At 42.7% G+C, this 26,395-nt stretch carries 24 protein-coding genes and 1 riboswitch; of the genes, 17 read left to right on the top strand and 7 right to left on the bottom strand.

Annotation, left to right across the window (positions count from 1 at the left end; genetic code table 11):
* Positions 1-134: 134 nt before the first annotated feature.
* The 11 genes from JNUCC21_RS20855 (at position 135) to JNUCC21_RS20805 (ending at position 11,617) form a co-directional block, all read left to right on the top strand.
* A complete protein-coding gene (locus JNUCC21_RS20855) occupies positions 135-305 on the top strand; it encodes a hypothetical protein (protein ID WP_162839609.1) in 171 nt (56 codons plus the stop codon).
* Positions 306-458: 153 nt separating this feature from the next.
* Positions 459-629 (top strand): CxxH/CxxC protein, encoded by a 171-nt coding sequence (locus tag JNUCC21_RS20850; RefSeq protein ID WP_004393147.1) that lies wholly within the window; start codon positions 459-461, stop codon positions 627-629.
* An 80-nt stretch (positions 630-709) separates the two neighbouring features.
* Positions 710-1,189, top strand: a complete 480-nt coding sequence (gene rlmH / locus JNUCC21_RS20845) for a 23S rRNA (pseudouridine(1915)-N(3))-methyltransferase RlmH (protein WP_007407874.1) — start codon at positions 710-712, stop codon at positions 1,187-1,189.
* 300 nt (positions 1,190-1,489) lie between these two features.
* Complete coding sequence (locus JNUCC21_RS20840; RefSeq protein WP_150941541.1) at positions 1,490-2,569, top strand: hypothetical protein; 1,080 nt, start codon at positions 1,490-1,492, stop codon at positions 2,567-2,569.
* Between the two features lie 237 nt (positions 2,570-2,806).
* Positions 2,807-4,183: a protein NO VEIN domain-containing protein gene (locus JNUCC21_RS20835; RefSeq protein WP_150941540.1), complete on the top strand. Its 1,377-nt coding sequence runs from the start codon at positions 2,807-2,809 to the stop codon at positions 4,181-4,183.
* Between the two features lie 1,098 nt (positions 4,184-5,281).
* Positions 5,282-6,298, top strand: a complete 1,017-nt coding sequence (locus tag JNUCC21_RS20830; RefSeq protein WP_369878464.1) for an aromatic acid exporter family protein — start codon at positions 5,282-5,284, stop codon at positions 6,296-6,298.
* A gap of 69 nt (positions 6,299-6,367) precedes the next feature.
* Positions 6,368-7,384 carry an XdhC family protein gene (locus JNUCC21_RS20825; protein ID WP_150941538.1) on the top strand — a complete coding sequence of 339 codons (1,017 nt, stop codon included), beginning with the start codon at positions 6,368-6,370 and terminating at the stop codon, positions 7,382-7,384.
* Positions 7,381-8,001 (top strand): NTP transferase domain-containing protein, encoded by a 621-nt coding sequence (locus JNUCC21_RS20820; RefSeq protein ID WP_150941537.1) that lies wholly within the window; start codon positions 7,381-7,383, stop codon positions 7,999-8,001. Before JNUCC21_RS20825 ends, JNUCC21_RS20820 begins: the two co-directional genes overlap by 4 nt.
* A 5-nt stretch (positions 8,002-8,006) precedes the next feature.
* The gene (locus tag JNUCC21_RS20815) at positions 8,007-10,337 is read left to right on the top strand and encodes a xanthine dehydrogenase family protein molybdopterin-binding subunit (protein WP_369878463.1); all 2,331 of its coding nucleotides are present in this window, start codon (positions 8,007-8,009) and stop codon (positions 10,335-10,337) included.
* Entirely contained in the window at positions 10,324-11,166 is an 843-nt protein-coding gene (locus tag JNUCC21_RS20810; RefSeq protein ID WP_033574299.1) for a xanthine dehydrogenase family protein subunit M, read from the top strand. Before JNUCC21_RS20815 ends, JNUCC21_RS20810 begins: the two co-directional genes overlap by 14 nt.
* A complete protein-coding gene (locus JNUCC21_RS20805) occupies positions 11,159-11,617 on the top strand; it encodes a (2Fe-2S)-binding protein (protein ID WP_072589752.1) in 459 nt (152 codons plus the stop codon). Before JNUCC21_RS20810 ends, JNUCC21_RS20805 begins: the two co-directional genes overlap by 8 nt.
* A gap of 37 nt (positions 11,618-11,654) precedes the next feature.
* Here JNUCC21_RS20805 and fbp read toward each other — a convergent pair whose 3' ends face one another.
* On the bottom strand, positions 11,655-13,580 hold the full coding sequence (fbp, locus tag JNUCC21_RS20800; protein ID WP_014419314.1) for a fructose-1,6-bisphosphatase: 1,926 nt from the start codon (positions 13,578-13,580) through the stop codon (positions 11,655-11,657).
* Positions 13,581-13,878: 298 nt separating this feature from the next.
* Positions 13,879-13,959, top strand: a riboswitch (glycine riboswitch).
* A gap of 145 nt (positions 13,960-14,104) precedes the next feature.
* On the opposite strand from fbp, the gene JNUCC21_RS20795 reads away from it, so the two are divergent.
* Positions 14,105-15,451, top strand: a complete 1,347-nt coding sequence (locus tag JNUCC21_RS20795) for an amino acid permease (protein WP_072589751.1) — start codon at positions 14,105-14,107, stop codon at positions 15,449-15,451.
* A 91-nt stretch (positions 15,452-15,542) separates the two neighbouring features.
* Here the strand turns inward: JNUCC21_RS20795 and ahpF are convergent, their stop codons facing one another.
* Both ahpF and ahpC read right to left on the bottom strand, forming a co-directional pair.
* Positions 15,543-17,072 carry an alkyl hydroperoxide reductase subunit F gene (ahpF, locus tag JNUCC21_RS20790; RefSeq protein WP_007614902.1) on the bottom strand — a complete coding sequence of 510 codons (1,530 nt, stop codon included), beginning with the start codon at positions 17,070-17,072 and terminating at the stop codon, positions 15,543-15,545.
* A gap of 13 nt (positions 17,073-17,085) precedes the next feature.
* Positions 17,086-17,649 (bottom strand): alkyl hydroperoxide reductase subunit C, encoded by a 564-nt coding sequence (ahpC, locus tag JNUCC21_RS20785; protein ID WP_004393188.1) that lies wholly within the window; start codon positions 17,647-17,649, stop codon positions 17,086-17,088.
* 581 nt (positions 17,650-18,230) lie between these two features.
* On the opposite strand from ahpC, the gene JNUCC21_RS20780 reads away from it, so the two are divergent.
* The 3 genes from JNUCC21_RS20780 to JNUCC21_RS20770 all read left to right on the top strand — a co-directional run bounded on the left by JNUCC21_RS20780 (position 18,231) and on the right by JNUCC21_RS20770 (position 20,904).
* Positions 18,231-19,142 (top strand): restriction endonuclease, encoded by a 912-nt coding sequence (locus JNUCC21_RS20780; RefSeq protein ID WP_369878462.1) that lies wholly within the window; start codon positions 18,231-18,233, stop codon positions 19,140-19,142.
* 147 nt (positions 19,143-19,289) lie between these two features.
* Positions 19,290-20,180: a M48 family metalloprotease gene (locus JNUCC21_RS20775; protein WP_369878461.1), complete on the top strand. Its 891-nt coding sequence runs from the start codon at positions 19,290-19,292 to the stop codon at positions 20,178-20,180.
* A 37-nt stretch (positions 20,181-20,217) separates the two neighbouring features.
* On the top strand, positions 20,218-20,904 hold the full coding sequence (locus tag JNUCC21_RS20770) for a VOC family protein (RefSeq protein WP_072589750.1): 687 nt from the start codon (positions 20,218-20,220) through the stop codon (positions 20,902-20,904).
* Positions 20,905-20,940: 36 nt separating this feature from the next.
* On the opposite strand, the gene JNUCC21_RS20765 is transcribed toward JNUCC21_RS20770, so the two are convergent.
* The 3 genes from JNUCC21_RS20765 to JNUCC21_RS20755 form a co-directional block, all read right to left on the bottom strand.
* Positions 20,941-21,396 carry an RDD family protein gene (locus JNUCC21_RS20765; protein WP_014419310.1) on the bottom strand — a complete coding sequence of 152 codons (456 nt, stop codon included), beginning with the start codon at positions 21,394-21,396 and terminating at the stop codon, positions 20,941-20,943.
* Positions 21,397-21,465: 69 nt separating this feature from the next.
* On the bottom strand, positions 21,466-22,632 hold the full coding sequence (locus tag JNUCC21_RS20760; RefSeq protein ID WP_369878460.1) for an MFS transporter: 1,167 nt from the start codon (positions 22,630-22,632) through the stop codon (positions 21,466-21,468).
* Positions 22,633-22,710: 78 nt separating this feature from the next.
* Positions 22,711-23,022 carry a helix-turn-helix transcriptional regulator gene (locus tag JNUCC21_RS20755; protein WP_015240918.1) on the bottom strand — a complete coding sequence of 104 codons (312 nt, stop codon included), beginning with the start codon at positions 23,020-23,022 and terminating at the stop codon, positions 22,711-22,713.
* 142 nt (positions 23,023-23,164) lie between these two features.
* Between JNUCC21_RS20755 and JNUCC21_RS20750 the strand changes: the two genes are divergently transcribed.
* Both JNUCC21_RS20750 and JNUCC21_RS20745 read left to right on the top strand, forming a co-directional pair.
* Positions 23,165-23,584, top strand: coding sequence for a DUF5391 family protein (locus tag JNUCC21_RS20750; protein ID WP_327943493.1), 420 nt, complete (start codon positions 23,165-23,167; stop codon positions 23,582-23,584).
* A gap of 130 nt (positions 23,585-23,714) precedes the next feature.
* Complete coding sequence (locus JNUCC21_RS20745; protein WP_150941586.1) at positions 23,715-24,938, top strand: PQQ-binding-like beta-propeller repeat protein; 1,224 nt, start codon at positions 23,715-23,717, stop codon at positions 24,936-24,938.
* Between the two features lie 35 nt (positions 24,939-24,973).
* On the opposite strand, the gene JNUCC21_RS20740 is transcribed toward JNUCC21_RS20745, so the two are convergent.
* On the bottom strand, positions 24,974-26,311 hold the full coding sequence (locus JNUCC21_RS20740; protein ID WP_369878459.1) for an aldehyde dehydrogenase family protein: 1,338 nt from the start codon (positions 26,309-26,311) through the stop codon (positions 24,974-24,976).
* Between the last annotated feature and the right edge of the window lie 84 nt (positions 26,312-26,395).

Genomic DNA, 26,395 nt, shown 5'->3' with positions numbered 1-26,395 from the left:
GTTTTTGTCATAATGAATATGTTGATTGGATACCCTGATGTGAGTAACGGGGCATTGATTATGATTGTATATATCGTTGTGACCCTCTTAATCAGGCTATATAACAAGAAGACAGTCGGTGAAGGAGGGAGCCGATGAAGAAAAAGCTTGCCGCGGTGACCGTCACCATTCTCCTGGTTTCCGTAATAACCAACTCTTTTTTAAACGGCGGAAAGCCGGACTGGATTGATGTATGCTTTACGCTGCTGGCGTGTCTATTAGGAATTCTGTTCGTCCTTCGCTTAGAAAAAAGAGAAAACACGTAAAGAGCCGGATGCTGCAAACGCCGGCTCTTTTTGCGCGTGATTTGCCGAATTGTGGATAAAACTCAGCCCGAAGCACTACTAACATGTGTATAAATAGGTTATATTGAAAAGAGAACAATTGCCGCGCGCAAAAGAAAATCGGAGGATGTAACAATGAAAACCGCTTATTATTCTTGTGAAGAACATATCGAAACCGTGCTGGACATGTACATAGATGATCATGAGCTTCCGCCCGAAATCAGAAAAATCGAACATACTAACAGTTTATCCACAGCCTGTGAATTATGTGGGGACACTGCAACATATCTAGTAGGGAACGAATGATCCTACACAAAATACAGAAAAGATATCCACAATTGTGGACAATATATATGAATAACTTGTTTCTAAAGTGGGGATGACCTGTGAATATCAATATCGTGACAATTGGAAAACTAAAAGAAAAATACCTCAAGCAAGGCATTGAAGAATACAAAAAACGACTTTCAGCCTACGCAAAAATCGACATCATCGAACTCCCGGACGAAAAAGCCCCGGAAAACCTGAGCGACCAAGACATGAAAATCGTCAAAGACAAAGAAGGCGAACGCATCCTGGCCAAAATCAGCCCGGACACCCACGTCATCGCCCTCGCCATCGAAGGAAAAATGAAAACATCCGAAGAACTGGCCGATACAATAGATAAGCTGGCGACTTATGGAAAAAGCAAAATCACCTTCGTCATCGGCGGCTCACTAGGATTGAGTGATGCAGTGATGAAGCGAGCAGATGAAAAGCTGTCATTCTCAAAAATGACGTTTCCTCATCAGCTCATGCGTCTGATTTTAGTGGAGCAGATTTATCGCGCGTTTCGGATAAATCGTGGGGAGCCTTATCATAAGTGAGTGAGGTTTTCTACTTTACATTAATTAATCATTCTAAAAAGAATTGATTATCTACGAAGTGAAAAGTCTAACTTGATCGGGGTGTTTTATATATATTGAAATAGTCAATTAATGCGAAATTAGTTTGGGACCTGCCCCGCTCAATTGAAAGGTTCAGTTTTTATGGATAGTCTACGAAGGTCTGGGGACTAATAGTCTTAGAATACATACAAGTGCAGTTTATAAAAGAATCACCTAGAACCATTTATTAATACATGTAACTACTAAGGTTATGAGAAAAGTAAAATGAGGTGAGAAATTTTGAAGAATAAAGAAGATTTTTATGTTGACATTAAAAAGAGAGCATTAAATATATATGAACAATACCAATTTCTTACGAAAAGAATTTTTAAAAATGAATCAAGCATCTCAAAATACAGACTAAATTTTTATATTAAAGAAGATGCGAAATTAGGTGGAAAAGCATGGTGTGAAAAATATACAGATAATATACTAATAAACAAGGGGGTTATAGATAATTTTTTTGATTACTTTTATAGCTTTACAAAAATGCAAAGTGAAAGTTTCTTGAAAAAATTAAATTTTAACGATGAAGACGAAACTGAAGTATCATACGAGTTTTTTAAATTTGATGATAATGGAAAATACACTATTTTTGATAGTAAAATTATAGATATTAAATTAGCAGGATTGCTTACTATTTTTGTATCACGCTTTATAATAACTCATGAATTAGGACATTTACTTAATGGGCATTGTGAATTTATAAATTCAAAAGATGAAAAAAGTATACAATATATCCCAATGTTTGAGAAAGATAATGGTCAAACTCCAAAGACTATTTCTCCATTAGATTTCAGAACTCTAGAAATGGATGCAGATGCATTTGCTGCGACAGATAATTTCAGAAATTTGATCTTACTTTATGAACGTTTTGAAGAAATGGTGGACGGAGATTTAAATATAAAACCAATTGAGTTATTTTATTGGTGGTCATTTGCAATTAGAAGCAATTTTTTAATAACACAAAGAATCTTAAATGATGAGGAATATAAAGCTGATAAAACTCATTTGCCAAGTGTAGCACGCTGGATTTTAATATTAGGATCAATATTAAATCCTATAGAAAGTGATACATATAAAATAAATTATAGGGTTGGAGATAATAAAGAGAAATTATTACAATCATTAGCAGCTGGGTTTGTATACGCTGAAAAGTGTTATAATGAAGTTTTTTATACAAATTATAATTGTATAGAAGAAACTAGTAATAGTGCAGATTATGAATATTATGCAACAGCAACTCAAAAAAACTGGGGAAATCTTCAGAGTGAACTGGATGCATTTTCAAGGCTACCTCTGTATAAATCTGGCTCATAGTGTATATATAAATAAGATTAAAGACTTTCTATAGGTAGAGAGTTTATACTTTTTTCATAATAAATCCTCATTTAGACATTTTACAGAGAGTCGTATCATAAGTGATGGTAAATCGGAAATTTAAAATAACACTCTAAATGTTACTTTGTGGAAAGAGTAAATAACAATATATCCCTACGCGCTTTTTGACTCTATAAAGAAATACATAGTCATATGAAAAATTGTGAGGTATAAACTATGACCACTAAAAGTTTGAAAAAGAAGGATACACGTTCAAAAAAAACAAAATATGAAAGTATTACCCCTAAAAATAAGGATTATATCTTTAGATATCTCGAAACTATAGGAAAGAAGGATTCTGCTGATATTTATGAGGGGTCATTATTAAAGATTATATTATTTATCGATAAGGAAATAACTGAAATTAATAGTGGCGATATTGATGATTATGTAGCTGAAGCTAAGAAGATTTCTTTTTCCGTTCAAACAATTAATAGAGACTTAGCGGCGTTTAGAAATTTAATTAAATTCTGTATAGAGGAAAAAATACCTGTTGAAGTCTCCTTAAAAGACTACAAAAATTTACCGGACGAGGGGAACGAACGTGCCTTAGAGGGTGTACCGTTAACATATAAACAACTCTTGCAAGTAAAAGATGTTTTAAAGGCTCCTGATACTATTAAAAAAATGGAGTATTCAATAGTTTGGCATTTGATATTTGAAAAAGAACTACGAAATGGTGTACTTAATGAGTTCTGCACAGAGAAGTTTTCTTCAAAGGAAAATAAGTTTGTTACGTCTTCTGGTGATGTTTTTTTGGACGAATTAAATGGCGAATTTATGAAGAAATTAATAGCTGAAAAGGGAAAGAAATTTGGATTTTCTAAATATCTATCCGATAGGATTATTAGGGATTTAGGAAACGTTATTGGGATTAAAGAATTAACTTATAGAGATATAATTGCTACAAAGAAAAAATATAGCATGAAATGCCCGGTTTGCGAAAATGTATTAGAAAACCGTGGTGATTTATGGGTTATTCTAGGAGGGAGAATAATTTGTGTTAACTGTTCAGGGGAGATAAAAAAAAAGATAGTAGTGAATGAGGTTTCTATACCGACGAGTGAATTTTTGGTTGAAAAGGAGCCTCATCCTCTACTGGAAGATAACTTTATTTCCGCTAGAAAAAAATTTGAAATGACTATAGATGACCTATTGAACTTAAAAGATTTTCAAAGAAGAGTAGGAAGTTTAGGAGAGCGGTTTGTGTTAGACCAAGAAATTAAAAAATTAGAAGGTACAGAATACTTTCCTGAATATGTAGGAGAAGTTGATGTTACTGCCGGATACGATATTGTTTCTTATGAGCGAACAGGAGAAAAAATTTATATTGAAGTAAAAACCTCTGTGAACGTAGGTAGCTGTTTTTATCTGTCGACTTCGGAATATAGCAGGGCAAAAGAATTAAGCGACTCTTATTATATATATCGTGTTGAAAATGTATTGGCAAAGGATTCAAAAGAAGTAAGATTAAATCGGTATAAGAATCCGTGTAATAACCGTTTGTTTAACTTTATTAATAATGGCTGGAAAGTAGATATTGCTTTAGATTAAGTAATAATAGCATATAGGTGATTTTAGTTATAAGTTATTGTATTGTTTTTATTTTAATAAGAGTAAAAAGTTTTCTCTGAAAAGTTAATTTAAATGGGGGATTTTGTGATCTTTTAAATATTATGGTGTTCCTCTTGTGGGGAGGGTATCATGATGAATAAATCGAAAAATCATATGTAATATTATTGCTTTTTATATTATATTTTGCCAAGTTTAAGCTAGTAAGGGATTAAAAACATGTAAGTATATTTGATTAGAAAAGAAGTAATAGAGAAGAAAGTCCTTCGAAAGATTAAAGTGCTCTTAAGGGGTTTGAAGATAGTAGAAAAGGTCTAAAATAAATTTGAAGAGGATGCTGTATGAACTTCCCCCTTACCAATTAATAAAAAACTCTGTAAGAAACGTTCTAACTGAGAAAAAATCAGTAACGACTATTATGCGGAAAGGATAGATACAGGAGTTTATAATAATCAAGCCAAAACGCTAGAGGGAGATAGCTAGTTTAGAAGAGAATAGGAGAAGGGCTGAGAGAGTGTTAGACGAGATGAAATCCCGAACGATTATAACAAAAGAAGCTATGTATCGGATTTAGAAAATTTCGGGAATTTGTACGAAGGTGCTAGCAATCAGGATAAAGATATTGTTGATAAGAGCACTAATTTTTTTTAAAAAAGTTCTACTGAACCGAAAGGATATGGATTATATAACTTTTTGGTTTAATTATAATGACGCTTTACTACCTAGTAAGACGGGGAGAGCTATATCATAAATAAATACCTAAATTTAAATTCGAATAAATATATACAAAACGTATAGAATAAAAACTTATATATACTTAAGTTTTTATACCAAAAATCGGATTAATTATAGCTCCCATCCCGCCAAACTTGCAGCCTCAAGTTTCCCAAAGCCCCTTTGCTTCAAAAAGTCCTCAATAATGTATCATTTTCCAATGTTTCCCAACCCCAAAAAAGAAGCTGTCATTCAAGAATTCCCCCTCTGAACAACAGCTTCTTCCGCATTTTCCATATGTCAGTATAAATCCCTTTCCGTCACGGAAACCTAGTGGAAAAGGTTTCTGAAAGGAGGGGGCGTATGATGAAGAAAAGTAAAAAAAATCAAAATAAAACATCCTTGGTTTGGAAGATGGCGATTGCCTCTGCGGTTGCTTGGGAAGCGGCAAAACTGGCGGGCTCTGATCACCCGTATTTAGCGCCTCTGTCTGTTATCTTATGTTTGCAGCCAACGATAGATCAGTCGATTCGCTTTTCTTTTCATCGTATTGCGGGAACTGCAATCGGAATCATGCTAACGTCCTTTCTTGTCAGTCACTTGCCAATGAATGGCTGGATGCTGGGGCTGTTCCTATTAGGCGGTACTTACATTGCGAAGTGGTTACGAATAGATGTAACGGTTTTACATCAGGTAGCGCTCACCATTTTGTTGGTCTTTACGTTTGAACGAAACGCTAAAGATTATGCATTCGACCGAATAATCGATACGATGATCGGCGTCATCATCGCCATTCTGGTTCACATGTTCCTTTTCCCGCCGGACTACACAAAAAAGGCAGCGGACTCTTTTCAAACATTGGCTCGTCAGCTTTCCGGCACACTTTCAGACCTCTCCAAATGGGTGCAATCAGAGTGGGGGCAAGGAAAAGGGAACCTTATGGCGTATAGAATGAACAATCTTCTGCAAGAGCTGCATATGACAAAAGAGATGCTGCAAACAGCCTCTGACAGCTTAAAATTCAACCCCGTCAGAAAAAAACATAAAAATATCATTTCAAGCTATCAAATTGAGATGCAAAAGTTGAACGCCGGATTTGAGTATCTATCAAATATAGTGAAAACGTTAAAAGAATGGGAAAAAGAAGGAGCATTATCTTCAAGTGACAAAAGGGAGCTGGGGAATGATTTACAAGTGTTAAGTGAATACTTTGCGGGTTTTAAAGGCATACAGCAGGGTGAAACAGACAATTGGAAACAGAAGGAACAGAGCGTGTTATTGGAATCTCTCCGTTCCGACATGCTGTCGCACCCGCCGCCCGGTCATAAGGTCTATAAAGACTCTTTTTTTTTAGAAACGAAGAAATTGCTGAAGCGTTTGTAATGTTTTCCGGAATTAAAGAATACGGATATACAGATGCAGATATGATCAGATAAAAGCGGGGGACATGAAATGGATGATATACACCGGATTTTGGATGTCATCGCCAATTCTGCAAAACCTAAGGTACTGGCTACCATCATTAAAACAGAGGGGTCCGCTTATAAGAAAGAAGGGGCCTCCATGCTGATTTTAGGGGATAAAACAAGAGTCGGAATGTTATCCGCCGGTTGTCTGGAAGAAGATCTCGTTGAACGGTCGGAACAGGTCTGGACTGCAGGAGAGCCCTTGATTGTCCGCTTTGATATGAGCACGGAAGACGATTTATCTTGGGGACAGGGCGTTGGCTGTAATGGTGTTTTGACGGTTTTACTTGAGCCTGTAAAAGGGGAATTGGAACGACATCTGATGACAGTCAAGACATGCTTAGATGAAAAAAAGTCTGTGACCCGAATGAAACGATTCACTGAAACGTTAGAGCCCAAGGAGGATCTGTATATAGCTGAAGACGGAAGCGTGTTTGGAACCGGGGATGTTATGGAACAAGGCCGTATTCAAAAACTGAGACAGACGGAAAAGGGAATCAAAAAGGATGAACATACATCTGATTTATTTTTTATCCATCAGATGATTCCAAAACCTTGTTTATATGTTTTTGGAGCGGGCGAAGATGCGAAGCCATTGGTTTCTTTGGCGGCTGGTACGGGCTTTCATGTGACGGTGATTGACTGGCGCCCCGCTTTATGTCAGCACGGCCATTTTCCTGAAGCCGGCCGTTTGATTACAGGAGCACCGGAAGAAGTCATGGAAGGCCTAAGTATGACGAAAAGGGATTTTGTTGTCATTATGACGCACAGCTTTCAAAAAGATCAGATCATTTTACATACATTAAAAAACGAGAATGTGTTTTATAAAGGCGTATTAGGCCCCAGAAGACGCACGGAGCGGCTATTAGGCGGGGCAGAGATTCCGGAAGATATCCATTCCCCTATCGGACTTCCCATCGGGGCACAAGGCCCTGAGGAGATTGCTGTAAGTATTGTCGGCGAGATGATTCAAAAAATGCGAAAACAAAGGTCTCGCTTATGAAAACAGCAGCCATTTACCTGGCAGCCGGTACAAGCAGACGCATGGGGACGGATAAGCGAAGTTTATTTCTCAATGGCGTCTCTCTGGGAAGTATAGCTCTAAAAAATGCCTTGTTATCTGAATTAGATCATATTTTTGTTATTACGAGACAGGGAGACTCACTGCATTGGCTTTCGGATTTTTTCTTTTTAGATCCCATATCAAATAAGTGGAGCCAGGCAGAATGTGAGCAAGCGGGTAAGGGCCAAAGCCATTCTATACAATGCGGTGTAAAAAAAGCGGCAGAGTATGAGGCTGACGCCGTTATCATTCTCCTTGCAGATCAGCCGTTTGTCACCGCAGATATCATCAATACGTTAATTGATTCCTATCAAAAGGAGCGCCGTTATTCATTTATCGCCGCTGAAAATCATCATCTTCCTATGCCCCCCATTTTATTCTCCAATCAATGTTTTCCAGTATTGCATCAGTTAAAGGGAGACCAGGGCGCCCGGCATGTCATCCGTGAAAGTATGATCAATACGGGAAAAATGATCAGCTTTCAAGACCCTTTGCTTTTTTATGACGTCGATACAGCTGAAGATTATACGCTGCTGCTGAATAAATTCGAGGAGTGAATGAGTTGGAGTATATCGGGAAGAGTGTCATTCGAAAAGAGGCCCTTGAAAAAGTGACGGGTAAAGCGAAATATACGGATGATTTTCAAGAAACAGGCACATTACACGCAAAAATGCTGATCAGTCCATATGCGCATGCCGATATTGTGTCTATGGACTTTTCAGAAGCTTGGAAGATTCCCGGCGTGAGAGCGATATTGGGTGATGAACCTTTTCCGCTTGCAGGTGAGGAAATTAAAGACAGATCGCCGATTGCTTATAAAAGGGTCAGATACCATGGTGAGCCGGTTGCTGTTGTTGTTGCGGAAAATCCGATTACAGCTAAAAAGGCAGCGGATGCCATCAAAGTATCCTATAAACCTCTTCCCGTCGTCAATTCCCCCCGTGAGGCCTTTCAAAAGGATGCGCCACTCGTCCATGAACATGCGGACCGCTATGAGAAGACAAAAGGTGTATTCCCGGTTCCGAAGACAAATATCGCAAACCTGGATAAGGTTAAAAAAGGAAATATTGAAGACGGGTTTAGGGAAAGTGATGTGACAGCAGAATTCCAGATTTCCTTTAACCCTTCTGATCACGCTGCGATGGAAACAAGATGCTCGATTGTTGAAATTCGGGCGGATGAGGAGATTATCATTACCACATCCTCTCAAGCTCCTTTTGCCATTAAAAAATTAATGCAGTGGTATTTTGGAATCGAACCCGGAAAGGTGATCGTCAAAACGCCTTTAGTAGGTGGGGCTTACGGGGGAAAAGCAGCCGTTCAGTTAGAGGTGATTGCCTATTTGGCATCAAAAGCAGTCGGAGGCCGGCCCGTCAAATTGTTTAATACGAGAGAAGAGGATCTGATCACATCTCCCGTTCATATCGGGTTGGATGCCATTGTCAAATTAGGGGCTGCAAAGGATGGAATCTTAAAGGCGGCGGACATTCAGTTTTTATTTGATGGCGGAGCGTATTCTGATAAAGGAGTGGACATCAGCCGGGCTGCGGTGGTTGATTGTACGGGTCCGTACGCGATCGATCATATACGGTGTGATTCATATTGTATGTATACGAATCATCCATATCCAAGTGCATTCAGGGGATACAGCCATGCTGAAGTGTTATTTGCCTTTGAGCGGACGATGGATGTATTGGCGGAAAAGCTGAACATGGACCCGTTAGAACTCCGCTATAAAAATGCCATTCGCCCCGGTGACACCACACCGACTCAAGTTCTTCTCAATTCAAGCACGGTCGGAAATGTGCCGAAATGCATTGAGAGATTGAAGGAATTAATGAATTGGTCCGAGGGACAGCGAATTGAAATCGATGGCCGGAAGATACGGGCGAAGGGAATCAGCTGTATCTGGAAAACCTCAACATTTGATACAAATGCAACATCCGGGGTTCTTTTAACCTTTAATCCCGATGGAAGCATTAATTTGATGTCAGGGGTAGTGGAAATTGGAACAGGGACAAAAACAGTGCTAGCCCAAATCTTAGCGGAACGAATGAAAATGGATATAAGCAAAATTCACGTAAAAATGCTTATAGATACACAAACAACACCCGAGCATTGGAAAACCGTGGGGAGCAGAGGGACGTTAATGGCCGGAAGAGCCGTACTGAATGCAGCGGAGGAAGCCATTCGAAAGCTGAAAGACGTGGCATCATGTGTGTTGCGGGTTCCTGTCGAGGAATTGGAAGTGGCCGACGGAAAGGTTTATTTTATAGATCATCCTTCTGTACATGTTGAAATAAAAGACATTGCTTACGGATATACGTTTCCGAATGGAAATACCATTGGCGGCCAAATCATTGCGAGCGGCAATTACACATTAACCCGGATGACGAATTTAGACCGGGAAACGGGAAGAGGGAAGCCGGGACCCGAGTGGGCTGTCGGTGCTCAGGGAATTGAAGTTGAGTTGGATAAACGGGATTATACGTATCGAATTACAAAAGCCTATTCTGTTGTGGATATAGGAACTGTACTGAATGAAAAAGCTGCAAGGGGTCAAGTGATGGGGGGGATGAGTATGGGAATCGCATTTGGAGGAAGAGAAACCTTTGTATTTGATCCATATGGAAGAGTATTAAATCCTCAGCTTAGAACATATCGCCCCCTTCACTATGGAGAGCAGCCTGAATATATCATTGAATTTGTTGAAACCCCGCATGTGATTGCGCCTTATGGAGCGCGCGGCGGCGGGGAACACGGACTGTTGGGGATGCCGGCAGCATTGGGAAATTGCCTGTCCGCCGCTTTAGGTGTCCAATTGAATCAACTTCCTCTCATTCCCGAACAATTATGGAGAACGCAAGAGGGGTGGAAAGATGATACCGTTTGATTTCGACTATTTTAAACCGAAGACCATTCAACAAACAATCAATCTATTTCACTCGCTTGCGGCCGAAAAGAAAACACCAATGTATTATTCCGGCGGCACGGAAATTATCACGTTAGGAAGGCTGAATATCATCTATACGGATGCGGTGATAGATATGAACGCGCTTCCGGAATTTCAAACCATCCGCTTTTATGAAAATGATCTGGTGATCGGAGCGGGCGTGTCATTAACGAAACTGGAGGAAGAAAATCCATTTCCGCTATTAAGTAAAACAGTCAGTGAAATAGCCGATCGGACGACTCGAAATAAGATCAGCCTGGGCGGAAACATTTGCGGGGGCATCTATTACCGTGAGGCCGTGCTGCCGTTGTTGATTTCTGATAGTTTGATAGGGATTGCAGGGAGAGCGGGGATTCATTACCGTCCCATAAATAAAGTATTTAACAAGGAAATACAGTTGCAAAAAGGTGATTTTTTATTTCATGTCGTTGTCGATCGAGCGTACGTTGACCTGCCATTTGTCAGTATCAAAAGAAGACAGCAGTGGAATGTCGGGTATCCATTGGTGACAGTCTGTGCGCTGAAAAAAGATGATGAGATCAGAATGGCCTTCAGCGGCGTATGTCCATTTCCGTTTCGTTCTGCTGAAATGGAGGCTGTGCTTAACGATAAAAGTTATTCATTAGAAGACAGGGTGCGCAGGTCTTTACAGTATGTACCCAAACCCGTTCTTGATGACGCAGAAGGCTCAAGTGAATACCGAATATTTGTCTTGCAAAATACAATTTTAGATGCCTTACGGGAATTAGAAGGAGGTCCAAATGTCTGATCCTATTACGTTGAAAGTAAATGGCGAGGAAAGACAGATTACGATCAGGCCGGCTGATACTTTGTTATTTGCTCTTCGTCTTCGTCTCGGATTAACTGGTGCAAAACCGGGCTGCTTAAATGGGGATTGCGGCGCCTGTACGGTATTAACGGACGGGGTGCCGATGAAATCTTGCTTAATGCTTGCGGCAGAAGGGGAAGGAAAGGACATTACGACAATTGAAGGACTGATCAATACACCGATTCAAAAGGCTTTTATTGAAAAATTCGCGTTTCAATGCGGTTATTGCACACCGGGTTTTCTCATGAATTGTCATGCTTTAGTGAATACTGAGCCGAATGCAAGTGATGACACGATAAAAAATTGGCTGGAGTCCAATATTTGCAGATGTACGGGTTATAGGGAGATTGAAGAAGCGGTTAAATCCGTTTTACATACAGGGAAACCGTAAAAAAAGAGCCCAGAGAATCATCTCTGAACTCCATTCTTCATTTCATATACCGATACTCCCGCAGTTTCTCCAAAATCGCCACTTCTTTCATCAGTTCTTCACCGACGTTTGTTTCTTTTACTTTCTTCCGCTCCAGCTCTTTGTCGACTAATCGTTTCACTGTTAAGACGTCGGTTCCGGTGCTCAGCACTTCGGCCTTAGAGTTAAAGTGTTTATGGGCGACGAGCTGCATGCCGTAGGAGTTGTATAAGAGCGTGTAGCCGGCAATGCCTGTTGTGGATTGATAGGCTTTGGAGAAGCCGCCGTCGATGACGATCATTTTTCCGTTTGCCTTGATCGGATCTTCGCCTTCGATTTCTTTTACCGGTGTATGACCGTTGATGATATGGCCATGATCCGGGTTGAGACCGAATTCCTTCAGGATGTTTCGGCAGGCTGCTTCGTCTTCACGCAAATAGTAATACGGGTTTTTCTTTTCTTTATGCGTTTCCTTCTCTTTAATGAAATACCGCTCAAAGGTTGTCATGGCGCGTTTTCCGAAGAGGGAGGAGTATTCGCCTGTCCATAAGTACCAAGTCATATCTGTCGCCAGATCATCGGTTTCTTCCGGATGGGCAAACGCTTCCCGTAAGAACCGTTCAAAAACATCTAGCAGCTCACGGCCTGCATAAGCTTTATCCTCTATCATCATCGTTTCCATGCTGCCGTTTTCATCGACGGGAATACAGCCGTGAATCAGCAGGTTGCCGTTATATTTTAAATAAAGGCTGCCTTTTTTCATCATAAAATTCATATGGCGGCCCAGCTTTTCGGAGTTCTGAACAGAGAACAGCAGCTTGTCCATGACTTCTGCTTCTTCTTCTAACAGCTCATCAGGCTGTTTGGGATTCACCGTCGCAAAGCAGGTGTTTTCCAGTTGATATGTTTTTCCGTTCAGCGTGATTTCATTGCGGTCATAATCGATCTTTTCCAGTAACAGCCGTTCCTCCATATTAAAGTTCGGCCGTCTCTTAATAATCGGGCTCTCAAGCTTGAATTGGATCATCGCGATCGCCTGATGAATTTTTGTGATTTGTTTAATCTCATCTTCCGGTCTGTTTTCGTCCGCTTTCGGGCGGAAAGACGGGTTATCATCGTAATATTTTTCGGCAAGGTTCAATAGCGGTCTCAGATTGATGCCGTAAACGTCTTCAATAATATCCAGATTGTCATAGCGGGCACAGATGCGGATAATGTTTGCCAGGCATACTTTTGAGCCGGAATAAGCGCCTATCCAGAGAACATCATGATTCCCCCATTGAATATCCACTGAATGATAGTTGATCAGTTCTTCCATGATCTTATCCGGCTGCGGTCCGCGGTCATAAATATCGCCGACAACATGCAGATGGTCGACCACCAAACGCTGCGTGCTGTAGGCAAGGCCGGTGATCAGCTTATCGGCCTGGCCGAGCGCAATGATCTGTTCTATGATTTCGGAATAGTATTGTTCTTTGTTGGCGGCTTGTTCTGTTTTGTACAGCAGCTCTTCAGAAATATAAGCAAATTGGGCGGGCAGTGCTTTGCGCAATTTGGAGCGGGTGTACTTGGAAGAACAATAAGAAACGAGCTTAATCATCCGGTGAATCGTTTCTTTATACCACTCGTTTAATGCCTCTTTCGTATCAAAGTCATGTTTGATCAGCTTCAGTTTGTCTTCCGGATAATAGACCAAAGCCGCCAGTTCATCAATTTCTCTATCGTAAATGACGCCGCTGAAAATATCGCGGATCTTCTCTTTTACCCTTCCTGAACCGTTCCGCAGCACGTGCTGGAATGCCTGATACTCCCCATGCAGATCACTGACGAAATGCTCGGTTCCTTTCGGCAGGTTCAGTATCGCTTTCAGATTAATGATTTCCGTGACCACTTTTTCTTCACAATCGTATTTTTGTGCGAGCAGATCTAAATATTTCGTTTCCAATCTCGTCCATCCCCTTTTTATTTACGAGCAATTGTATGATAAAGTGAATTTAAAGTATGACATAATGTTTAAATGATTAGACCTTATATGATAGTACCGCATAACGCCTTTTTGAGACAATGAAAACGGAAAATACGCGCTTCAGGCATCAAAAATTGGACCGGGATAACGCCGTGCAGCTCATCCCTCTATTGACAATGCATTCAACTTCCATTAAAATAAAAAGTTAGCTGATAGGTGTTTCTATCAGAAACTCAATACGTAGCAGGCTATGATTGCTGTGGGTCGAACTACAGCAGGAGCGGCTTCTGGAGAGACCGCGGGTTTTCCGCGGCGCCGAAGGGTTCACAATCTCAGGCAAAAGGACAGAAGAGTACCGAATATGTATTTGTCATGCTGTTAATTGTCAGCGGCGCAGATATAATTTGATATTCTTATGACCATGAGATTGGAGGGCATCCAATCTCTTTTTTTATTGGCTTTTTTTGCTCGTCGTTCACTAGAGAGGTAAGGAGGAGTCAGATGTGGAGCAGCGAGAGCTAAAGAGGGACTTATCGAATCGGCACGTGCAGCTGATCGCCATTGGCGGCACGATCGGCACCGGATTGTTTTTAGGGTCTGGTAAGGCGATTCAGCTGGCGGGTCCTTCTATCATCTTTGCGTATTTTATTGTAGGTATTGCGCTTTTTTTCGTCATGCGGGCGCTGGGAGAACTGCTGTTATCTAAAGCGGGATACCAATCATTAACGGATATTGCCGAGGCGTACTTAGGGCCGCGTGCAGCGTTTGTCACCGGCTGGACCTACTGGTTTTGCTGGATTATGACGGCTATGGCGGATGTGATCGCCGTCGGTGTGTATGTGAAATATTGGTTTGATATTCCGCAGTGGATTCCGGCACTTATCTGTTTGCTCATTTTATTAGGGCTTAATCTGTTAACGGTTAAGATTTTTGGAGAATTGGAGTTTTGGTTCGCCTTAATTAAGGTAGTCACGATTCTCGCGTTAATTGTCATCGGTGTGGTTCTGCTGGTGAATGGGTTCAAAACGCATACCGGAACGGTTTCAGCGGCGAATCTGTGGGAGCACGGCGGCTTGTTTCCGAACGGATTTTCAGGCTTTTTGCTTTCGTTCCAGATGGTGATCTTCGCCTATGTCGGTGTGGAATTAGTGGGTGTGTCGGCGGCGGAAACGTCAAATCCGAAAAAAAATATTCCGTCCGCTATCAATAAAATTCCATTGCGGATTTTATTTTTCTACGTCGGGGCATTGCTCATTCTTTTATGTATTAATCCGTGGATGCAGCTGAATGCGGCGGAAAGTCCTTTTGTAAAGACCTTCAGTCTGGTCGGCATCCCGTTAGCCGCGGGAATCATTAATTTTGTCGTATTAACGTCTGCCGCTTCTGCTTGTAACAGCGGGATGTTTTCAACAAGCCGGATTTTGTATAACTTAAGCAAAACGAAACAAGCGCCGGCAAGTTTTGCGAAGCTGAATAAAAATCATGTGCCGAGCCGCGCATTATGGATATCGGTTATTGTGCTGTCAGCTGGCGCTCTTTTAAGCAAATTGATACCGGAAGCGGCTTTTGGCATCGTGACCACCATCAGCGCGATTTGTTTCATTTGGGTGTGGGGCGTGATTCTGGTCTGTCATATCAGATACAGGAAAACCCGTCCGGACTTACATGCAAGCTCGTCTTTCAAGGCGCCGTTTGCGCCGTTTATCAATTACGCCGTGCTGGCGCTGTTTGCCGTCATTCTGGTGATTATGCTGTTTGCGGATGCAACGCGCCCGGCTTTGCTGCTGACGCCGCTGTGGTTTATTGGATTATTTCTCATCTATCGGGCGAGAGGGAGAAAGACAGATTGAATTGCTTCAGACGGTGTACTGCCATGCAGTATGCCGTTTTAATATAAAAAAAGCGCTATCCTGCCGTGTAAGCAGGATAGCGCTTTTTACATTAATTCCGGATCAAATAATCAAATGCGCCTAAAGCGGCAGTTGCACCTGATCCCATTGAGATAATGATTTGGTTGTACGGGCCGTCTGTGCAGTCCCCTGCGGCAAATAGGCCGGGAACGCTTGTCGCGCCGCTCTTATCGACGATGATTTCGCCGATGCGGTTGCGTTCGACAGTTTCGTCTAACCATTCTGTATTAGGCACGAGACCGATTTGGACGAATACACCTTGGAGTTCAACGTGTTTTTCTTCGCCTGTTTCACGGTCAACGAACGTAATGCCGTTTACGTTTTGGTCGCCTGTGATTTCTTTCGTTTGTGCATTTTTGTGCACAGTGACGTTTGGCAGGCTGTAAAGACGTTTTTGCAGGACTTCGTCTGCTTTCAGTTCAGGCGCGAATTCCAGCACAGTCACGTGATTGACGATACCTGCAAGGTCAATCGCCGCTTCGATTCCGGAGTTTCCGCCGCCGATAACCGCTACGTCTTTGCCTTCAAACAATGGTCCGTCACAGTGCGGGCAGTATGCAACACCTTTGTTTTTGAACTCTTGCTCACCAGGTACGTTGACATTGCGCCAGCGGGCACCTGTTGAAAGGATCACTGTTTTACTTTTCAGTACAGCGCCGTTTTCAAGTTCAAGTTCGAAGAGGTCTTTTTTCTCAAGGCGTTTCGCGCGCTGAAGGTTCATGACGTCAATATCATAATCTTTCACGTGCTCTTCAAGGCTTGCAGCGAGCTTCGGTCCTTCAGTCGCTTTGACGCTGATGAAGTTTTCGATGCTCATGGTGTCGAGTACCTGGCCGCCGAAGCGTTCAGCGACGACACCGGTGCGGATGCCTTTACGCGCCGTGTAGATCGCCGCGCTTGCGCCGGCAGGTCCGCCGCCGACAACAAGAACGTCAAACGGCTCTTTGTCGGCAAACTCAGACGCATCTGCGCCGCTGCCCATTTTCGCGAGAATCTCTTCGATGGTCATACGGCCGCTTCCGAAAGATTCACCGTTTAAGAAAACAGTCGGAACAGCCATAATGTTTTTGCTTTCTACTTCTTCTTTGAATGCCGCGCCGTCAATCATTGTATGAGTGATATTCGGGTTGAGCACGCTCATCATGTTTAATGCTTGGACGACATCAGGGCAGTTGTGGCACGTCAGGCTGATATAAGACTCGAAGCGGTATTCTCCGCTGATGTTCTTAATCTGGTCAATGACCTTTTGATCAGCCTTAGGCGCTCTGCCGCTGACTTGAAGCAATGCCAGCACTAATGATGTAAATTCGTGGCCGAGAGGAACACCGGCGAATGTAACGCCTGTGTCTTCTCCGGTACGATTAACGCTGAAGCTCGGTGTTCTGTTTAATTCAGTTTTTTCAACTGAAATTTTAGATGACATGGAAGCCAGCTCGTCAACGAGAGCCAGCATGTCCTTAGAAGTGTCATCGTCACCGGCGCTTACTTTGAGAACAATGTCGTTCTCAATTAGCTGCATGTATTGATTTAATTGTGCTTTGATATTTGCATCAAGTACCAATGGAATGCACTCCTTAGATTTTACCTACCAAATCAAGGCTAGGTGTAAGTGTTTCGCCGCCTTCTTCCCATTTAGCCGGGCAGACTTCACCTGGGTTTTGACGAACATATTGAGCTGCTTTTACTTTGTTTACAAGGTTGCTTGCGTCACGGCCGATACCGCCTGCATTGATTTCAACTGTTTGGATGACGCCATCAGGATCGATGATGAATGTTCCGCGGTCAGCAAGACCAGTTTCTTCGTCAAGAACGTCGAAGTTGCGGGAGATCGTTTGAGATGGGTCACCGATCATTGCATAAGTGATTTTGCCGATTTTTTCAGAGCTGTCATGCCAGCCTTTGTGTACGAAGTGAGTATCTGTAGAAACAGAGTATACTTCAACACCTAATTCTTTCAGTGCAGCGTATTGTCCTTGAAGATCTTCAAGTTCAGTCGGGCAAACGAAAGAGAAATCCGCTGGGTAGAAGCAGAAAACGCTCCATTGACCTTTCAAATCTTCGTTTGTTACATCGATGAATTCACCGTTTTTGAAAGCTTTTGCTTCGAATGGCAGTACTTCTTTTCCGATTAAAGACATAATATCTTCCTCCTGAAATGTGATTTGAAATATATTAAAAAGACAAAGCATTCACTTTATCTTTCAATAATAATTCTAATTATATATAGATTATTAAATAACATTTATTTTTTGTCAAGCTATATGGGGTATTATTTTCTGCTTTTTTTGCTTTAGACGTTCAAAAACACCTGGTATAAGCGGTTTGGCGCTGTTTGACATGTTTAGCACCGGGCGAAAGGGGGATTCTCAATTGGTGCAGAATAATATCAAGAATCCACCCTCTATATGGTAGTATAAACCAAAGAGGGGACGGTCATGCAAATAAAGTAACTTTGTTCAGGAACACTTTTATGAATGGGTGTTAGGTTTTTAAAAAAATGATGAGTCCGGTGACTGGAATTTAAAGATATGTATTTGTTTTGAACTTATTCAATTATGGATAGCGGCTGTTCTTATATTAGCTTTACCTCATATATCATCATGAGTGATTTTTTGAAAGAGATTTAAGTGTGAAATGATTACGCAGGGGTGTTAGGAACGCAAAAATAATATAAATATCAAGCCAGTTTTAACAAAGACGTTAAATAGGAGTGTAGAAGTTGACCATACCAGGATATCAAGAATTTATGTACCCTTTTTTAAAGATTCTTTCAGATAAAAAGGAGCACAGATTACAAGACTTATACGTGAAATTAGCAAAAGAGTTAAACCTGTCAGAGGAAGATGCAGAAAAATTATTACCCAGCGGAAACCAAAAAGTACTTCATAATCGAATCGGTTGGGTAAGAACATATTTAAGTAAAGCCGGTTTAATCGACATTGTCAGACGGGGTGTTTTTCAGATCACCAGCGAAGGCTTAGAAATAATTAATGACCCGAGTGTCGCCAGTATAGATAATAGATTTCTAATGAAGTATAAGAGCTTTCAGAGATTCAAACAGACGGGTAAAGACAGCAATCAACAGGAAAGTGAGCCGTCGATTACTTCAGATCCCAGAACTCCCAATGAAATCATTGAACAGAATTATAATGCTGTTAAAAATGAGATTAAAGAAGAGTTACTGAACCAAATATACAAATGTTCTCCTGCCTTTTTTGAAAAACTAGTCGTAGAATTGCTTGTTGCTCTTGGATATGGCGGTTCATTAACAGATGCAGGCACGGCTATAGGGAGATCTGGAGATGGCGGCATAGATGGAGTTATCAAAGAAGATATTTTAGGACTGGATATGATTTATCTTCAAGCCAAGAGATGGAAAGATTCTGTTTCACGACCGGAAATACAAAAATTTGCAGGCAGCCTGGATGGGAAAAAAGCGAAAAAGGGTGTGTTTATTACTACATCTGTATTTACTGATGGCGCAAAAGAATATGTTAAAGTGATCGATAAAAAAATTATATTAATTGATGGAGAGAGGCTAACGGATTTAATGTTCAACTATAATGTCGGCGTTAGTTTAGAGAGTACTTTTGTTATCAAGAGAGTAGACCTGGATTATTTTGAAGAGTGATTAAAAAGAGGTGCTGTTAAAAACAGCACCTCTTTTTCGGAAAAAAATGGATGATCATCTTTACAATGCTATTTTCGAAACCGATAATAAAAAGACAGTTTAAGTAGTGGTAAATCATTCAAACATAATAAAAAAGGGTGATCAAAAATGGAAGTTAGAAAAACAAAGTTCAATTATTTATACATTGTTTGGTCTGGGCTGACAGTTTTGATTTCAATTATGATCTTCAGAAAATTATTTCCTTTGGCACTTTTTCCAACGGTTCTTCTTTTTTTATCCGTTTACGGATTGTTATTCTTTATGAATTATGGACTTTTTGGAGACTGGAGAAATAGAATAAGGGCCGGGTTAAGGCGCCCGGCAACCATTGGAGAAAAGGAGTACCTTGAAAGGTTAAACGATGAAGTTTTTGTAAGCGTACAAAGACATTATCCTCATGTGAAAAAAGCGGATCTTTTTTTAATAGATGATGAGGGTATTAATGCATTTGCACTGGGGTTTAAAACGATAGGATTGACTTCGGCGGCTATGAGAAATTTAAGTGATGGTGAGCTAAAAGCGGTACTGGCCCATGAGTATGCGCATCTTGCTTTTAAAGACACATTACACCTTGTGATGTTTAATTCCAGTTTTACTATTTTGAGTATCGCACTGTTGCCGCTGTATGTGATGGGATTCTTTATATGTTTTATTCTGGGGTGTATTGAAGGGCTTCTGAACGGCGGATCAAATCCTTCTGTGTCTGGGGGGTTATTAAATATATTCTTCAGGCTGGTCGGATGGTGTTACATAACGTACTGCCGTTTGGGATTTTATTTTGTGAATATCGGAAGCAGAGATTTTGAATATCGGGCAGATGAAGTAGCTGCGAAAGCGGGTTTCGGAGATGAGCTGTTAGAATTTTTCTATCGGATTGAACGTGAACATATTGACGTTCGAAAAGGTTTTATCGCTTTATTAGCTTCCACTCACCCCTATACTGCTTACCGAATTGAGAATATTGAATCATTTTTGAACGGAGTCAGACAAGAATATTGATATATTCATTGTCTTTATAAACAAAGGGGGTATGATCATGCAAATAAATAACATTACTTTGTACAGTTGTGCGTTGGAGGAGACGAAACACTTCTATGAACGGGTGTTAGGTTTTTCTTTAATTGATGAGTCCGGTGATTCGTTTACCATCAAGGCGGGGGAAAGTGAGTTGGAATTCAGGCGCGCCGATTCTCACTCTCATCCGACGTATCATTTCGCGTTTAACATTCCGAATAATCGTTTTGATGAGGCGAAGGAGTGGATAAAGGATAAAGTCGTTTTTCAAACGGAAGATGGGGAGGATGAGGTGTATTTCTCTCATATTCAGGCGCGTTCCTTTTATTTCAAAGATCCGTCCAACAATCTGGCGGAATTCATCGCGAGAGAAACATCGCCGCCAAGCGCGGAACATTTTTCGATTGAGTCCGTTCTGAATATCGGCGAGGTGAATCTGACGGCTGCCGAAGTCGTATCAACCGGGAGGGAGCTGCAGCGTTTCGGCATTCCGGTGAGAAAGCATGCGCCTCTTAGGGAGAATGGGTTTCATTTTATGGGTGATTACAATGATGGGGCGTTTTTGCTTTTAGGGCCGAGCGGCCGCCGCTGGATTTTTTCTGATCAGCATGCGGAGTTCCATCCGCTGTCTGTCATTGTGAACGGGACGATCCGCATTGAGGCTGACGGAAAGGGCGGCATTGACATCAGGCGGGCACAGCCGTCATAAAAAAGCCCGGGCTCAAAAGGCCCGGACTTGAGGTCATTATTTATAGACAACACGGGTGCTGCACATGATGTCGTGCAGCGTTTTTTTCTCTCCGAAGGCGCCCATGATGAATCCGATATAAAGAATGAGCTTAGATATGATATATGCGAAAGCGCGTCCGAAGGCCTGGCCGATGGATATCCGTCCGCCATCCTCATTGACGACCTTAAGGCCGAGCAATGCTTTTCCCAGTGTCCCCTGCATCTTTGAGGCCGTGAGCAGGCTGAAATATAAGATACTGATCACAAAAGAGCTCGCAAGAATCGGGATGACGCCGAACACCAGAAAAGAGATGTTAAACTGATTTTCGGTCATGAAGGGGTCAGCCGCCGCAACGCCTGCCGCAAATAAAAAAGAGACCATAAATTGAATGATAAAAATCGGAATTCCTATGATGATTTGATCAATGACGTAAGCCAGAAACCGAATCCAAAATCCTGCCGGTCTTTCCATGTATCTTTTTCTCTCCCTTGCTTTAATCTGGAATATTATACGTAATCATTCCGGATTTTGCAACGGAGCTTAAGCTTCTGCGAGCAGCCTCTTTCCCCATGCCAAGCGTCCCATGATCAGCCCGAAAGCCAGAAGGGCAAACATGATGCCGCACCACATCAGCTGATGGATTCCCAAATGTGAAATAAACCAGCCGCCCGCCGCCGTTCCGATGGTGATGCCGAGGTTGGAAAAAGAGACAAACAGGCTGTTGCCGAATTCGGGCGCCTCCTTTGCTTCCGCAGTAAGCCATGTCTGGCTGACAATGAGACCGCCGGAATGAACGGCGCCCCATACGAAGACGAGGACGGCCATCGGCGCAAAAGACGTCCCAAACCCGTATATGAGCAAGTAGGCGGCTGTATAAAGAAGCGGAAACAGGATGACGGTCTTTTTCATATTTTTATATAACAAAGCGCCGAAGACGAAATTCCCGGCTATCATAATCACTCCGAAGCTCATCAGCATGAAGCTGACCCATGTGCCGTTCATATGGGACACCCGTCCGAGGTACTCCGCAAAATAGCTGTAGACAGAAAACATGGCCGCAAAGAGACAGGTGACGGCAGCGATATTGAGCCGCAAAGCCGGTTTGCGAAGGATGCCGAGCTGACTTCTGAAAGACATTTTTTCTGTGACCGGCATGGATGGCAAAAAGAGAAGAATGCCCGTGAATGCGATGAGACTGATGATAGCGCCGAATAAGAAGGCGGCTTCAAGGGAGAGACGCTCCGCCAGATAAGACGTGAAAGGCACGCCGAACGCAAAGCCGGCGGTGATGCCTGAAAAGACTTTCGTTACGGCTTTTCCGGATTGGCCGGCGGGGACAAGCCGGGCCGCGGCCGCAAGCGCTACAGAAAAGAACACCGGGTGGCATAAAGCCGGAATGATCCGAAACGCCAGCATGACACTGAAATGCGCCGTATACGCGTAGACCGCATTTGAAACGGCAAACATCAGCACCGCCAAAAGCAGAATGACTTTCCGGTTTATACCTGAAGCAAGCAAGGTCAAAAACGGTCCCGACACAGCGACGATGAACGCGAAAATGCTGACAAGCCACCCCGCTTTTGAAGCAGAAATATGAAATCTGTCCGCCACTTGCGGAAGAACGCCGATAATGCCCATTTCGGTCGTGATAATTCCGAAAACCCCTAATGCCAAAAACAGAATGAAGATGGAACTGCTTTTTTTCATTGTTATGTATGCCTCCTTTTATAACTACATATACAGAAAAATAGATATGTTAGAACAAAAAAAGCCCTCCTTTCATGGTTATAGCTGGTGCTGAACATAGTCAGCAAAGGCTTTAATTTGTTTTTCATTCCTTCTGTAATAGGTCCACTTTCCGATTCGTTCGGATTCCAGCAGGCCGGCTTTTTGCATGGTCAGCAGGTAGCTGGAGATGACGGACTGCGCAAGCCCCGACTTTGCCTGAATATCACCGACGCAAATTCCGGTGCGGAAACTGAGTCCCTGCTCAAGATAAGGTCTTTCATCAAAATGGTCTTCCGGGTGTTTAAGCCACGTCATAATATCACTTCGTGTTTTGTTAGATAACGCTTTATGAATCAATATCGGTTCCATAACGTTTATTATATCTATTTTTCTGGATTTGTAAATTCGTTTTTGACAAAACATTCTCAAATTAAGTAAAAATCGTGCTAAAATATAACATATTATCAGATTACCGGTAAAAAAGCCGGGTTATTGTCAGGAGGATATTCACATGAATCAAAAGAAAAAAGGTGCGGTTGCGGTGACCTTGCTTTCCGCTCTGCTGTTTTGTTTATTGCCGGTCCTCGTCTCGCTTTCTCCGCTTGCGGAAACGGGGCCGAACGCGAATCGTTTTAATTCCGCGGGCATGTGGGCCGCCGTCGGCCAGATCTTTGTTATATATGCGGTCCCGCTCATTTTGTATATTCTCGGTATTCGTGTCATGAAAATCATCATGGCCGTTTTTTGCGGAATCGGGCTTATTATTTGCGCGGCTGTCTTGTTGGTGGCGTTATTGACCGCAATTTCCTTAGAGCAGGAGCTGTCTCTTTATTACGGCCTTTTCGTTTGGTCAGGCGCGGCTTTCATCGTCAATGTGGTGTGGTATATTGCCGCGTTTCGATCATCCCCGAAGCATCAGCAGGCTATGTGACATTTGTTCTATAAATCTACCGAAAATACAAATATTACATAGGTTAATTATGGTATGATCGAAGTGATATAGCAGCTTTTAATAGAAACGGGAGGAACTGACATTGAAAAAAAAGACAGCTTCATTGCGAATGAAAACATTGGCGGCCGGCGCTGCGGTTGCTGCGGCTTTATCTATGGGAGCGGTTACTGATCTGCCGGGGGCAAAATGGCTGCATCCGGCGGCTGCTCAAGCCGCGGAAACGGTATTTAAACAAAATCATGCGGCATCCGGTTTCTTGGCGGGACGGTATGACGCGCAGGCGATGTCTCCGACGATGTTCAACTGGTCAAGAGAAAGCCGGTTTACAAGCACTGCCGATGGCGCATTAAAATGGGAAAAGAATGTTCCGGCCAATCCTCAAAACGGTGCGGGAGCCGCGGTTGATGGGGACGGCACCGTATTTATTCAATCAAAAGACGGGAAGCTGACGGCGTATCATCCGGACGGTACTGTGAAATGGGTGACGGAAAACCTCGGGACGACCTATACGCTGACTCCGGTGCTCGGAACAAACGGTGTCATTTATCTTCCTTCTCACGATAAAAAACTGTATTTCATCGACAAAGAAACCGGAACCATTTTAACTTCAGTTCCGCTGAGCGGAGCGCCTAGTTCCGATGCGGCTATCGGCTCTGACGGCACGCTGTATGTGTCGACGCTGGATAACTATATCTATGCGATTAAACCGACGTCGCTTTCGACATGGACGCAAAAGTGGAAGTTTAAAACAAACGGCGTGGTCGGCTCCGCTCCCGTGTTAGCATCAAACGGCACGCTGTATACGGCAACGTACAATAATATCTTTTACGCGATCAATTCCGGAACGGGCCAAGTGAAATGGTCAAAAACGACGTCCAACGGGTTTAAAGGCTATCCGGTTATTGATAGAGACGGCACCGTTTACGCCGGAAACCAGGACGGCAACTTATACGCCTATACATCAACGGGTGCTGTAAAGTGGACGTTCCCGTTAAACGGTTTCTCCAGCTCTTCATTAGCGATCGACCATAACGGCAATGTGTATATCGGTTCCGGAAGCGGCGAGCTGTTTTCCATCAGCAAAACCGGCAATATGAACTGGTCTTTCTATACGGACGGGCCTGTGAGAACGGCGCCGCTGATTGATGCGGACGGCAATGTGTACTTCGGTTCTGACGATAAAAACGTCTATGCGGTTGACGCTGACGGTAATGAAAAATGGCGCTATCAAACAGACAGCAATGTCATTTCCTCCCCGGTTCTGGCTGAAGACGGCACGCTTTACGTCGGCACTTATACGAAACTGCTCGCATTCGGGGCAAAAAAATCATAAAAAAAGAATCCGCGTCATCTGCGCGGATTCTTTTTTTATTTAGAGGCTTGAATAAATACGCCTTTTTCATGAGAAAATTCTTTAAAGCCGTACACACCGTGATATGAACCGATCCCGCTCGTATTGACACCGCCGAACGGAAGGTTGACGTCAGTGAAATGAACGACGACATCATTGATAGAAGCATTGCCGGATGTCGTATGCTGCAGCACATAATCGATCAGCTCCTGATTATGGCTGAATACATACAAGGCAAGCGGCTTGTCCCGTTCAGTGATGTAATCAACGGCTTCACTGATATCTTCGTAATTCATAATCGGCAGAATCGGTGCGAAGATTTCTTCCTGCATGATCTTCATATCAGGCGTGACGTTTGTCAGCACGGTCGGAGAAATCGTGCGGTCATGCGCATCGAATACGCCGCCGAACGCCGTCTTCGCCCCTTTTTCAATGGCGTCATCATACAGGGCTTTGACACGGTTAAAGTTGCGGTCGTTGACAATCTGCGTGAATTTGTTGCGGTCAACCGTATGATCATCCTCCATAAAACCTGCATTGACAATGGTTTGCAGGAGATCTGTAAAGGTGTTCTGCACTTCTTTCTTCATAAGGAGATAGTCAGGTGCGATACATGTTTGCCCCGCATTGACAAATTTGCCGACGGCGATTTTTTTCGCCGCGTCCATTAAATCATAGTCGCTGTCGATGATCGTCGGGCTTTTTCCGCCAAGCTCAAGCGTGACGGACGACAAGTGCTTCGCCGCTGCCGTCATGACGATTTTACCGACATTCGTGCTTCCGGTGAAGAAAATGTGGTCAAACGGCTGGTCGAGCAGTTCTGTGGCGACATCGACCTCACCTTCAAAAATGGCGACTTCTTCTTCGTGAAATGCCTCGCGAATAACTGTCGCGGCGATATGGCTCGTCTCCATTGTAAAATCGGACAGCTTCACAATCGCGCTGTTGCCGGCCGCAATGGCAGCCGCAAGCGGAGCCATCGTCAGCATAAACGGATAATTCCATGGGCCGAGAATTAAGGTAAGGCCTTTTGGCTCGTACATTAATACGCCGTCAGCGTCGGGACTGACGGATGAGCCGACGCGTTTCGGCGCCATCCAGGTGTCGAGATTGTTCATATTATCTTTAATCGCCTTAATCGTTCCCTGCGTTTCCGCTCTTTTTACCTCATGATAAGGCTTGCGGACGTCCCGTCTGATCGCCTCGATGATTTCTTCTTCATGTGCGGTGACGGCATCTAAAAAGCGCTGAAGCTTTTCTCTGCGCTGCCCGGCTGTTGAAGCACGCAGTGTTTTTTGATTTTTTTTCTGAAGCGCAAAGACGCGTTTGATGTCTGCTTTTATATGCTGATCCATCGGTCTTCCTCCTCTGGTTGCTTTTTTGTTTCTTCAGGGCCTATTATAATGTGATGTGTTTTTGCGGCAAAGACAGCGTAAACT

This window comes from Bacillus sp. JNUCC-21 (genome assembly GCF_041222765.1).
GTDB lineage: Bacteria > Bacillota > Bacilli > Bacillales > Bacillaceae > Bacillus > Bacillus velezensis.
The sequence above is the reverse complement of the archived record's forward strand: the minus strand, read 5'-3'. Positions and strand labels throughout refer to the sequence as shown.